Here is a 12251-nt window from a genome sequence, read left to right on the forward strand (position 1 = left end):
CGCGGAACGGACAGACATGACGACATCTCTCGACGGGGCATCGCTCCCCGTGCTCGACCTCAGCCGCCTCTCCTCCTCGCCCGAGGAGGCGGAGCGCTTCCGCACCGACCTGCGCGAGGCCACCCACGACTACGGGTTCTTCTACCTCGTCGGACACGGCGTGCCCCAGGACCTGATCGACCGGATCCTCCGCACGGCACGCCGCTTCTTCGCGCTGCCCGACGACGACAAGCTCGCCATCGAGAACCTGAAGAGCCCGCACTTCCGCGGATACATGCGCATCGGCGGCGAGCTGACGCAGGGCAAGGTCGACTGGCGCGAGCAGATCGACATCGGCGAGGAGCGGGAACCGCATCCGATCGAGGACGACACCCCCGACTACTGGCGCCTCGAGGGGCCCAACCAGTGGCCCGACGCCCTGCCGGAGCTCCGCGAGGTCGTGACCGAGTGGTACGCCGAGCTCGACCGCGTGAGCTTGACCCTCCTCCGCGCCTGGGCGCTCTCGCTCGGCGCGGACGAGCACGTCTTCGACGCGGCCTTCCAGGAGAACCCCTCCTCCCTGCTGAAGATCGTCCGCTATCCCGGCAAGGACGAGCCGGTCCGGGGTCAGGGCGTCGGCGCCCACAAGGACTACGGCGTCCTGACGCTCCTGCTGGTCGAGCCGGGGAAGGGCGGCCTGCAGGTCGAGAAGGACGGCGAGTGGATCGACGCTCCCCCGATCGACGGCGCGTTCGTCGTGAACATCGGCGAGCTGCTCGAGATCGCGACCGACGGGTACCTCAAGGCCACCGTCCACCGCGTCCTCTCCCCCGCCGCCGGAGACGACCGCGTGTCCATCCCCTTCTTCTACAGCCCCGCGCTCGACACCACGATCCCCACGCTCGCGCTCCCGGCGGAGCTGGCCTCCGACGCCCGCGGAGTGACCCGCGACCCCGACAACCCGCTGTTCGCGACGTATGGTGAGAACGTGCTGAAAGGAAAGCTGCGCGCTCACCCCGACGTCGCGGAGCTCCATCACTCCGATCTGCTCGCGCGGCGGTGACGGAACCGGGAGCTGAACCACCGGCGAGCCCGCCGACGAGCTCGGAACCCGCGGCGAGGCGCAGTCACCTCGTCGACCTGACCCCGCTGAGGTCCAGTCCGGCGTTCGCCCGGCTGTGGATCGGCGAGGCCGTGGCGGGCATCGGCGGCCAGATGACGGTGGTCGCCGTCATGCTTCAGATCTACGACTTCACGGGCTCGACCACGGCGGTCTCGGGTGTGGCGCTGTTCGCCCTCGTGCCGATGGTCGTCTTCGGCCTGTACGGCGGCATGCTCGCGGATGCGTTCGACCGCCGCGCGGTCGCGCTCGTCTCCGCGATCGTGGCCTGGGGCTCCACCGCGACGATCGCGCTCCTGGCCTGGACGGGCCTCGAGAGCGTGTGGCTGCTCTACGTGCTCACCATGCTTAACACCGTCGCGAGCACGGTCATCACGACCACGCGATCCGCGATCTACCCGCGGCTGCTGCCCCGTGAGCTCCTGCCGGCGGCGGCCGCGATGCACGGGATCGCGATGGGTGCGATGGTGACGGTCGGACCGGCGCTCGCCGGCGTCCTCGTCGCCACCGTCGGCTTCGGGCCGACCTACACCGTCGACGTCGTGCTGTTCGTCACCGCGTTCCTCGGCATCGCGACGCTGCCGCGCATCCTCCCCGAGGGTGAGGTGCAGCGACCGGGCCTGGAGTCGCTCCGGTACGGGCTGGCGTTCCTCCGGCGGGCTCCCAACATCCGCGCAGGCTTCCTCGTCGACATCATCGCGATGACCTTCGGGCAGCCCCGTGTCCTCTTCCCTGCCGTCGGCGCGGTCGTCCTGGGCGGCGGGGCCGTCACGGCCGGGGTGCTGACGGCCTCGACGGCGGTCGGAGCCATGGTCTGCGGGCTCCTCTCGGGCCGTCTCGGCGCCGTGCGCTGGCAGGGGCGTGCGATCGCCCGAGCGGTGCAGGTCTACGGCCTCTGCATCGCCGGATTCGCCGTCGTGCTGCTCGTCGCGACCCTCCTCGGCGGCAACGCCGACGAGGACTTCGGCGGAGCGAGCATCGCGGCGATCGCGGTGGCCGCACTGTTCCTGGCCGGATCCGGCGCGGCGGACAACGTGAGCGCGGTGTTCCGCTCGACCATGCTGCAGACCGCGGTGCCCGACAACATGCGCGGACGCCTCCAGGGGGTCTTCACCGTGGTCGTGACCGGCGGCCCTCGCCTCGGAGACCTCTACGTCGGTGCCCTCGCCTTGGTGGCCGCGGCGTGGTTCCCGCCGCTCCTCGGCGGCATCGTCATCGTCGTGCTCGCCGGGGTCGTGCTCCGCGTGACGCGGTCGTTCCGCGAGTACGACGGACTCGATCCGAAGCCCTGACGATCGCGATCCACGGTCTCAGACGTCAGAGCCCGGCCGGCGGCTCCTCGTCGACGTCGAGCACGAGCGCCAGGCGCTGAGTGGGACGGGTCATGGCCACGTAGAGCGACGACGAGCCGCGGATCGACTCCGCACGGATGCCGGCCGGGGCGACCACGACGACGACGTCGAACTCGAGCCCCTTCGCCTCCGCGGCGCTGAGCACGGCGACGGGCCTGGCGAGCCCGGCCGCGCCCCTGCCGACCGAGTCGCCCAGTCGATCGGCGAGCGTCGCGCCGATCGCGTCGACCACGGCCTCGGGAGCGATGACCGCCGTCGTCCCCTCTCCGCGCACGGACAGGACGGTCTCCGCGACCGCCTCGGCGAGGGGCCCGTCGGCCCGGATCACCTCGACGGGCCACTCGGTCGTCCGCACCGACCGCGATCTCGTCACGGCGAGACCGGCCGCCTCGGCGACCCGCTCGGCCGCCTCGACGATCTGGGACGGCGTCCGGTAGTTGACCGTGAGCTCCTCCAGGCGCCACGACTCGCCGAACAGCGGGGCGAGCGTGGTCGCCCAGTCGGTGGTGGAGGCGGCAGCGCTGGCCTGGGCGACGTCGCCGACGATGGTGAAGGATCGCAGCGGTCCGCGGCGGAGCAGCACCCGCCACTGCATGGGCGACAGCTCCTGCGCCTCGTCGACGACGATGTGCCCGTAGGTCCAGGTGCGGTCGGATGCCGCGCGCTCCGCGGTGGTCCGTCGCGCCTCCGACTCGGCGAAGCCCTCGACCACGGACTCGGCCGACACCAGTCCCTCGACGCCCATGTTGGCGATCGCCGTCCGGGCGTTCTCCAGATCGCGGGACCTCTGTGCGCGGGCCTCCCGATCGCGGGTGGCCGCGAGCTCGTCGAACTCGCCCAGCAGCTCGGCCGCCTCGTCGAGGAGCGGCACGTCGGAGACCGTGAAGGCGCCGCCCCTCGGACGGTGGAGCAGTGCTCGCTTCGCCTTCGACCACGACCCGGTCAGCGACTCGAGCCACTGCGGACGTGCATAGAGGTCTTCGAGGAACCGCTCGGGGGTCAGCGGGAGCCACACGGTGTTGAGCGCAACACGGACGTCCTCCGCCGTGCGGATGTCCTCACGCAGGTAGGCCTGGTCGGAGTCGTCGATCGTCGTCCCGCGTCGGGTCAGCTGCTCCGTCAGCTGGCGGGCGAGCTGCGTCAGCATCGTCTTCACGAACGAGACCCGGGCCTGGTTGTACGGCTTGCCCGACTCGCGGGCGCGGGTGACCGCATCCTGGAGCGCAGCGGGCTGGATCGTCAGCCGCTCGCCGTTGACCTCGACGACCACCGGCTCCTTCGGCACGCGGATGCGCGAGCGCACGGCACGCCGGACGAGGTGCGCCATCTCGGCGGACCCCTTCAGCGCGGCGACCTCGGGGGCGTCGTCGTGCACGGCGTCGACCCCCGGATAGAGCTGGCCGAGGCTCGCGAGCACGACACCGGTCTCGCCGAGGCTGGGCAGCACCGCGTTGATGTATTGCAGGAACGCCCGGCTCGGCCCCACGATGAGGACACCGCTCGACCCCAGCCGCTCGCGGTGCGAGTAGAGCAGGTACGCGGCTCGGTGGAGCGCCACCGCGGTCTTCCCGGTGCCCGGTCCGCCCTGCACGACGAGCACGCCGTTGAGGTCGGAGCGGATGATCCTGTCCTGCTCGCCCTGGATCGTGGCCACGATGTCGTGCATGCGGCCCGTCCGCTGCGCGGACAGCGCGGCCAGCAGCGCGCCCTCGCCCTGGAGACGCGTCGACTCGTCGTCGAGGAGATCGGCGTCGAACACCTCGTCCTCGATGCGGACGACCTCGCGCCCGCGGGTGGTGAGGTGACGGCGGGATCGCGCGCCGAGCGGCTCGGCGGCGGTGGCCTGGTAGAACGCGCTGGACTGAGGGGCCCGCCAGTCCAGGAGCAGCGGCTCGAGGTTCTCGTCGCGGAGACCGATGCGGCCGACGTAGCGGTACCGCGGTCCGTCCGCCTCCGGGGTCAGCTCGAGGCGGCCGAAGGCGAGCCGCTCCCCCACCTCGCGGAGCTGGATGACCCTGTCCTCGTAGGCCCTGGCGAACGCATCCCGCTCGGAACGGCTCTGGTGGTTGCCGCCCACGTCCTCGCGACGGACGGCGGCCAGCTCCTGCTCAGTCTCCTCGCGCAGCGCATCGAGGCGACCGTAGAGGCCCGCGACGTAGTCGCGCTCCCGTTGGAGCTCGGTATCGGACACCCGCCACCTCCCGAATTCAGGCACACCATTCTATGTGCCTGACGGGAGGGGCGGGCGCCCGGAGGCTCAGGGGACGGAGATCAGGTCGATGACGAAGATCAGCGTCTTGCCCGAGAGGAAGTGACCGGAGCCCGCGGGGCCGTAGGCCAGCTCCGGCGGGATCGTCAGCTTGCGACGGCCGCCGACCTTCATGCCGGGGATGCCCTCCTGCCAGCCGGCGATGAGGCCGTTCAGCGGGAAGGTGATGGTCTGGCCGCGGCTCCAGGAGGAGTCGAACTCCTCGCCGTCGTCGTAGCCGACGCCGAGGTAGTGCACCTCCACGGTCCCGCCCGGGACGGCCTCGGCCCCGGTGCCCTCGATGATGTCCTCGATCACGAGCTCGGTGGGCGCGGGGCCCTCCGGCGCGTCGATCTCGGGCTTGGTGCTCTGCGAATCGCTCATGCTCCCATCCAACCCGGACCGGGTGGAACCGTCAAAGCGCGACCCCGCGCGCCGAGGCGAGCGCGATCCGGTCGGCGGTCACCGCGTCGAGCAGCGCGCGTTCGTCGGCGAGCGGCGCGAGGCCGCCCCGGCCGGTCACGATGCGCTGGCGGGTGAACGCGAGCCTGGTCGAGTCGCGGATGAACGACCTCATCGCGCGTCGGCCTCCCGGAAGGGTGGACGCCCAGCGGAGCGCGGCCCGCCGCCCGGCGCCGGTGGAGAGGAAGCGCACCTCGTCGGGCGCGTACCACCCGGCGGCGGCGTACTCGGCCAGCCGCGCCGCCGTGGCGCGTGTCTCCGCCTTGCGGAGCTGCACGACCAGCACGATGGCCACCGCGAACAGCGGCACCTGGACCAGGACGTAGAGCAGGAAGAACCCGCCGAGCCCCTCGACCAGGTAGGTGGACCCGTTCCAGAACGCGTGCAGGCCGACCGCGAGCAGCCACCCCGCGATCACGATGCCGATCCCGGCCGCGATGTTCCGCGACCTCGCCGCGAACCCGATAGCGACTCCGGTGCACGCGGTGAACATGACGTGGGCGAACGGGGCCATGATGCCGCGCAGCCCGAAGGTGATGCCGAGCGAGGCGATCCCCCCGTCGGCCAGCGCCGAGGCGAAGTAGAGGATGTTCTCCGTGAACGCGAACCCCGCCGCGATCGTCGCTCCGTAGACCAGCCCGTCGACGGGGCCGTCGAACTGCCGGCGGAACACCCAGAAGAGGAGCAGGACGCCGAGTCCCTTCGCGCCCTCCTCGACGACCGGCGCCTGGATCACGCTCGCCAGGACGTCGGTCGTCGCCGGACCGCCGGTCGCCAGCTCGACGAAGATCTGGACCCCCACGTCGACCACGAGGGCGGCGGCGACCGAGGCCGCCGCGCCCCAGAGGAAGGCGAACAGCAGGGCCGGCCGGGGCTCGGGCTCCCACCGGTCGATGAGCGTGATCGCGGTGATCACCACCGCCAGCGGGATGAGGGCGAGCACACCCGAGATCACGAACGCGACGGGCCCCAGGCCGAAGAACAGGTAGGCCGTCACGGCGAGGGCGAGGAAGCCGACGATCGTGAAGCCCAGCACGGTGAAGACGATGAGCGCCGTGCTCGGCGTCCGTCGGGCGGGAACGGGAGGCAGCGACGGCAGCGCGGGCGCTCCCCCGGGGATCGGCTCGGCAGCGGTGCGGGCGGGGTCGGTCATGTGCATTCCTCAGGTCTCGTCGACTCCCGAGCCTAGCGGGTGACGAGCCCGCGGAGGAGGGCGTCAGTACACCTTGCCCGGGTTCATCAGCCCGTCGGGATCGAACACCGCCTTGATCCCCCGCTGCAGCTCGACGCTCCGCTCGCCCAGCTCGTCGGCGAGCCAGCGCCGCTTCAGCACGCCCACGCCGTGCTCGCCCGTGAGCGTGCCGCCGAGGCGCATGCCGGCCTGGAACAGCAGGTCGGCCGCGGCCCAGACGTGGTCCGGCACGACGACCGACCCGGGGTCGGAGCCCGGCTCGACCGGGATGACGAAGTTCGGATGCAGGTTGCCGTCTCCCGCGTGGGCCACCACCGGGATCGTGAGACCGGTCTCGGCGCCGATGCGCGCGATCTCGTCGAACATCTCGGCGAGCCGGGAGCGCGGGACGCAGACGTCCTCGATGAGCACATGACCCAGGGTCTCCATCGCGGGATGCATCGACCGCCGGATGGCCAGCAGGCGCTCGCCCTCGACCGGATCGGTCGTCACGTCGACGCGACCCGCTCCGCCCTCGACCAGCAGCCGCGAGGCGATCTCGGCCTCCTCGGCCGACCCCGCACCGTCGGTCTGCACGAGCACGAACGCCTGTCCGCCCTCGCCGAGCGCGGTGCCGCGGTACGCGTCGATGGCGGCGACCGAGAGCGGGTCCATGAGCTCCATGACGGCGGGTCGGATGCCCGAGGCGGTGATCGCCGAGCACGCCGCCGCGGCGGCCGTCGTGCTCGGGAAGAACGCGCCGATCGTGGCGACCAGCCCCTGGGCGATCGGCCGAAGGCGCACGGTCGCCTCCACGATGATGCCCAGGGTGCCCTCAGAGCCGGTGAAGAGCGCGGTGAGGTCGTACCCCGTCACTCCCTTGACCGTCCGACGGCCGGTGCGCAGCAGCGTGCCGTCGGCGAGCACCACGGCGAGCCCCAGGACGGCCTCGCGGGTGACGCCGTACTTGGCGCAGAGCAGCCCGCCCGCATCCGTGGCGATGTTGCCGCCGATCGAGGAGATCGCCTTGCTCGCCGGGTCGGGCGAGAAGACGTATCCGCGCTCGGCCACGGCGTCGCTCAGCGCCTGGTTGATCACGCCGGGCTCGACGACCGCGATCTCGTCGTCGTAGTCGATCTCGAGGATGCGGTCCATGCGCTCGACGCTGATCGCGACGGTCCCCGGTCCCGCCGTCGCCGCTCCCGCGAGCCCCGTGCCCGCACCACGCGGCACGATGGGGACACCGTGCCGCGCGGCGATCCGGACGGCGCTCTGCACGTCCTCGATCGATCGCGCGAAGACGACGGCCTCGCAGCGCCCCGGGCTGAGCCAGCCCGACTTGTCGCCGCGCATCCGCTCGAGGTCGGCCGCCTCGGTGCTCACGCGGTCGCCGAGCGCGGCCACGAGGTCGTCCACGACACCGGACGACTCGCGCGTCCCCGCGGCGTCCGTCACGAGCGTCTGGTCCGTCATGCGTGCTCCTCCAGGTCGACGATCGGGATCGCCGCGGTGATCGCCTCGAGTCCGGAGAGACGGGCCGGCGAGACGAGCTTGGTGACGCGCTCGCGGCTCATGAGACCCGCCTCGACGACGAGGTCGACGATGCTGCGCCCGCTGCGGAGGGCGGACTTCGCGAGCGAGGACGCGGCGGCGTAGCCGATGTAGGGGGTCAGGGCGGTGACGACGCCGACGGAGGAGGCGACCATCGACTGGAGCCTGTCGACGTTGGCCGTGATGCCGTCGACGCAGTTCACGCGGAGCGTCCGGCAGGCGCCCGTCATCCACGCGAGGCTCTGGAGCAGCGAGTGGGCGATCACCGGCTCGAACGCGTTGAGCTGCAGCTGACCCGCCTCCGCCGCCATCGTCACGGTGGTGTCGGCTCCGGCGACCGAGAACGCGACCTGGTTCACCACCTCCGGGATGACCGGGTTCACCTTGCCCGGCATGATGCTCGATCCCGCCTGCCGCGGGGGCAGGTTGATCTCCCCGAGGCCCGCCTGCGGGCCGGAGGAGAGCAGACGGAGGTCGTTGCAGATCTTGCTCAGCTTGATCGCCGACCGCTTGAGCGCGCCGGACAGGCTCATGAACACGCCCGCGTCGCTCGTCGCCTCCACGAGGTCGACGGCGGTGACGTGCTGGAATCCGGTCAGGTCGCGGAGGTGCTGGCGCACCGTCGCGGCGTAGTTGGGGTCGGCGGTGATGCCCGTGCCGATCGCGGTGGCGCCGAGGTTGATCTCCCAGAGCAGCGGGAGGATGTCGCGGAGGCGCTGGGCGTCCTCCCCGAGCGTGGTGGAGAAGCCGTGGAACTCCTGGCCGAGCGTCATGGGCACGGCGTCCTGCAGCTGCGTGCGCCCGACCTTCAGGACGTCGGCGAACTCGACGCCCTTGGCGCTGAAGGCGTCGCGCAGCTTCGAGTGCTCCGCCAGCAGGCGCTCGATCGAGAAGCAGAGCGCCAGCTTCACCGCGGTGGGGTAGGTGTCGTTGGTGCTCTGGCTGCGGTTGACGTCGTCGAGGGGATGCAGCACGTCGTAGCTGCCCTTCGCGAAGCCGTGCTGCTCGAGCGCGACGTTCGCCACCACCTCGTTGGTATTCATGTTCGTCGAGGTGCCCGCGCCGCCCTGGATCACGCCGACGACGAACTGGTCGTGGTGCTCTCCCGCGCGGATGCGTTCGCAGGCCTCCTCGATCCACGCGGCCTTCTGGGGATCGAGGACGCCGATGTCGCGGTTGGCACGCGCCGCGGCCTGCTTCACGATCACCAGGGCGTCCACCAGGTCGGGGTAGACCGAGATGGGCCGCCGGGAGATCGGGAAGTTCTCCAGGGCGCGGGCCGTGTGCACGCCCCAGTACGCCTCGGCGGGGATCTCCACGCTGCCTAGGCTGTCGGTCTCGATGCGGTGTGAGGGTGTCACGTCTGCTCCGTTGCTCGATGGTGACGGCGCTCGTGGCGCCGCTGTCGACCCTAGCCGAGCCGACGGAGGAGGCCGCGGATGAACCCGTCCTTCGCGGGGGTGTAGGGCGGGTAGACGAGGCCGAGCGTGTCGGGGGCGAGCCGCTTCGTCAGCACGGCCTTCCGATGACTGAACGTCTCGATGCTCGAGATGCCGTGGTACTGGCCCATGCCGCTCCCGCCGACCCCGCCGAAGGGGAGGCCGGGCACCGACAGGTGCGCGACCGGGACGTTCACCCCGACGGCGCCCGACGACGTCCTGGTGAGGAACGCGCGCTCGGTCTCCCGGTCGGAGGTGAACAGGTAGAGCGCCAACGGCTTCTCGCCGGCGGTGATGCGGGCGATCGCGTCGTCTGCTCCGTCGACGGCGAGCACCGGCAGGATCGGCCCGAAGATCTCTTGGGACATGACGGGCGAGTCGGGCTCGACGCCGGTGAGGACGGTCGGCGCGAGGTAGCGGGTCCGGGCGTCGAACCGCCCGCCCACGGCGACCTCCTGGCCGTCGAGGAGCCCGGTGAGCCGCGCGAACTGCTTGTCGTTGATGATCCGCCCGTAGCTCGACGACGTCCGCGGGTCGCCGTCGTAGAGCTCGGCGATCGCCTCGGCCAGGTGCGGCACGATCCGCTCGGCGACGTCGTGCGGGGCCATGAGGTAGTCGGGCGCCACGCAGGTCTGGCCCGCGTTCAGGAACTTGCCCCAGGCGATCCGCCGCGCGGCCGAGGCGAGGTCGACGGTGTCGTCGACGTACACGGGCGACTTCCCGCCGAGCTCGAGGGTGACCGGCGTGAGGTGCTTCGCCGCCGCTTCCATCACGATCCGCCCGACCGTGCCGTTGCCGGTGTAGAGGATGTGGTCGAACCGCTCGGCGAGGAGCGTCGTAGTCTCCTCCACGCCGCCCTCCACGACGGCGACCGCCCGGTCGTCGAGGTACGCGGGGACGAGCCGCGCGATCGCCGCGCTCGTCGCCGGAGCGAGCTCGCTCGGCTTCAGCACGACCGCGTCTCCCGCCGCGAGGGCGCCCACGAGCGGCGCGAGCACGAGCTGCACCGGGTAGTTCCACGGGCCGATGACGAGCACGACCCCGAGAGGCTCCAGCATGGTCTGCGCCGAGGCGGGCGCGAGCGACAGCGGAACCCGCACCCTGCTCGGCCGCAGCCACGACCGCAGGTGCTTGAGGGTATGCTCGACCTCCGCGACGACGAGTCCGATCTCGGTGAGCTGCGACTCCGCGGGGTTCTTGCCGAGGTCGCTGAACAGGGCGTCCTCGAGCTCGGTGCCGGCCTCGAGCAGCAGCCTGCGCAGCCCCTCCAGCTGACGGATGCGCCAGGACAGCGGCCGGGTCACCCCCCGGTCGAAGGCGCCGCGCAGGGCGGGGACGACGGGGGCGGGTGCGGTCTCCACGGCCATGCCCCCATGCTACGAGCGCCCGCTGACCGCCGGTAGTGAGCGCGGTGTCAGCCGTGCAGGAAGGGCACGATCAGGTAGATGCCGAAGAGGACCGCGACGGCGCAGAGCGCGAAGCAGGTGATCGCCCCGACGGTGGCGATCGCGGGGCGTGCCGCCTCGGCCTCGCCGGTGCCGGCGCCGTCGTCCTCGGAGCGCCGGGAGCCGAGCAGCCGGACTCCCAGGGAGTACAGGCTGACCAGCACCGCCGTCGCCACGAGCGACGTCACGGCGACGATCAGGAACGCGGCCCAGTCGATGCTCATGACGCCCCTCCCTGCGTGCTGGCCGCCTTCCGGCGCCGCTTCGTGGCCTTGGGCGTGCGCACGACCTCTCCGGCCGCACTGACCTCGCTGACCGCGTTGGCGCTGGTCACCTCGTTCTTCCGCGAGCGGAGGAGGATCACGACGACCACGAGGCCTCCCACCACCAGGTCGATGATGATCCCCACGGGTCCGAGGCCGGCGACGAAGGCGGCGAGCGCACCGACCAGGGCCGACGCGGGCAGGGTGAGCACCCAGCCGAGGGCGACCCGGCCCGCGGTGCCCCATCGCACCGACGCGCCCTTGCGTCCGAGGCCGGAGCCGATCACCGAGCCCGAGGCGACCTGGGTGGTCGACAGGGCGAATCCGAGGTGGCTCGAGGCGAGGATGGTCGCCGCGGTGCTCGTCTCGGCCGCGAAGCCCTGAGGCGGCTTGACGTTCGTGAAGCCGGACCCGACCGTCCGGATGATCCGCCATCCGCCCGAGTAGGTGCCGATCGCGATGGCGAAGGCGCAGGAGACGACCACCCAGAGCTCAGGGCCGCTGCCCGCATCCTGAAGGCCTGCAGCGATGAGGACGAGGGTGATGACGCCCATCGTCTTCTGGGCGTCGTTCGTGCCGTGGGCGAGAGCGACCAGGGACGAGGAGAAGATCTGGCCGTAGCGGAACCGGCCGCGGATGCCACCGCCGGTATCCTTCGGCACGTTCGTGATGGCGTAGGCCAGGCGGGTCGCGACGAAGGCGACCACGCCCGCGACGAGCGGGGCGACGAGCGCGGGGAGCACGACCTTGCCGACGAGGACGCCGTAGTCGACGACGCCGAACCCGGCTCCGACGACGGCGGCCCCGATCAGGCCGCCGAACAGCGCGTGGGAGGAGCTCGACGGCAGACCGAACAGCCACGTCACGAGGTTCCACAGGATGGCGCCCACCAGCCCGGCGAAGATCAGCTCGGGTGAGATCAGCACTCCGCCTGAGCCCTCGCGGATGATGCCGCCGGAGATGGTCTTCGCCACCTCGGTGCTGAGGAAGGCGCCCACGAGGTTGAGGCAGGCCGCGATGAGCACCGCCATCTTCGGCTTGAGAGCCCCTGTCGCGATGGGTGTCGCCATCGCGTTCGCGGTGTCGTGGAACCCGTTCGTGAAGTCGAAGACGAGTGCGAGCGCGATCACGAGGACGACGATGACCCAGGGATCCATGGTTCTCCTGCCGGCTCGTCGTTCACCCGTCGTTCACCGACGGGCAACCTCATGCTAAGGCCAT

10 protein-coding genes are annotated in these 12251 nt (G+C 71.5%); 2 read left to right on the top strand and 8 right to left on the bottom strand.

The window, feature by feature from the left end:
- Positions 1-16 precede the first annotated feature (16 nt).
- Positions 17-1042 carry an isopenicillin N synthase family dioxygenase gene (locus tag IEX69_RS03230; RefSeq protein ID WP_085019690.1) on the top strand — a complete coding sequence of 342 codons (1026 nt, stop codon included), beginning with the start codon at positions 17-19 and terminating at the stop codon, positions 1040-1042.
- A complete protein-coding gene (locus IEX69_RS03235; protein ID WP_085019691.1) occupies positions 1039-2391 on the top strand; it encodes an MFS transporter in 1353 nt (450 codons plus the stop codon). Before IEX69_RS03230 ends, IEX69_RS03235 begins: the two co-directional genes overlap by 4 nt.
- A 25-nt stretch (positions 2392-2416) precedes the next feature.
- Here IEX69_RS03235 and IEX69_RS03240 read toward each other — a convergent pair whose 3' ends face one another.
- From IEX69_RS03240 to IEX69_RS03275, 8 genes are all read right to left on the bottom strand, one after another.
- Positions 2417-4642 (bottom strand): HelD family protein, encoded by a 2226-nt coding sequence (locus IEX69_RS03240; protein ID WP_085019692.1) that lies wholly within the window; start codon positions 4640-4642, stop codon positions 2417-2419.
- A gap of 66 nt (positions 4643-4708) precedes the next feature.
- Positions 4709-5083: an FKBP-type peptidyl-prolyl cis-trans isomerase gene (locus tag IEX69_RS03245; RefSeq protein WP_085019693.1), complete on the bottom strand. Its 375-nt coding sequence runs from the start codon at positions 5081-5083 to the stop codon at positions 4709-4711.
- A gap of 31 nt (positions 5084-5114) precedes the next feature.
- The gene (locus IEX69_RS03250; protein ID WP_085021446.1) at positions 5115-6314 is read right to left on the bottom strand and encodes a PrsW family intramembrane metalloprotease; all 1200 of its coding nucleotides are present in this window, start codon (positions 6312-6314) and stop codon (positions 5115-5117) included.
- Between the two features lie 63 nt (positions 6315-6377).
- Positions 6378-7805 carry an FAD-binding oxidoreductase gene (locus IEX69_RS03255; RefSeq protein ID WP_085019694.1) on the bottom strand — a complete coding sequence of 476 codons (1428 nt, stop codon included), beginning with the start codon at positions 7803-7805 and terminating at the stop codon, positions 6378-6380.
- On the bottom strand, positions 7802-9244 hold the full coding sequence (locus IEX69_RS03260) for an aspartate ammonia-lyase (protein WP_085019695.1): 1443 nt from the start codon (positions 9242-9244) through the stop codon (positions 7802-7804). Before IEX69_RS03260 ends, IEX69_RS03255 begins: the two co-directional genes overlap by 4 nt.
- Positions 9245-9294: 50 nt before the next feature.
- Positions 9295-10689, bottom strand: a complete 1395-nt coding sequence (locus IEX69_RS03265) for an aldehyde dehydrogenase family protein (protein WP_085019696.1) — start codon at positions 10687-10689, stop codon at positions 9295-9297.
- Positions 10690-10736: 47 nt separating this feature from the next.
- Entirely contained in the window at positions 10737-10991 is a 255-nt protein-coding gene (locus tag IEX69_RS03270) for a hypothetical protein (protein ID WP_085019697.1), read from the bottom strand.
- Positions 10988-12187 (bottom strand): inorganic phosphate transporter, encoded by a 1200-nt coding sequence (locus tag IEX69_RS03275; protein ID WP_085019698.1) that lies wholly within the window; start codon positions 12185-12187, stop codon positions 10988-10990. The genes IEX69_RS03270 and IEX69_RS03275 overlap by 4 nt, the downstream gene beginning before the upstream one ends.
- Between the last annotated feature and the right edge of the window lie 64 nt (positions 12188-12251).

It is taken from the genome of Cnuibacter physcomitrellae (genome assembly GCF_014640535.1).
GTDB classification, from domain to species: Bacteria; Actinomycetota; Actinomycetes; order Actinomycetales; family Microbacteriaceae; genus Cnuibacter; species Cnuibacter physcomitrellae.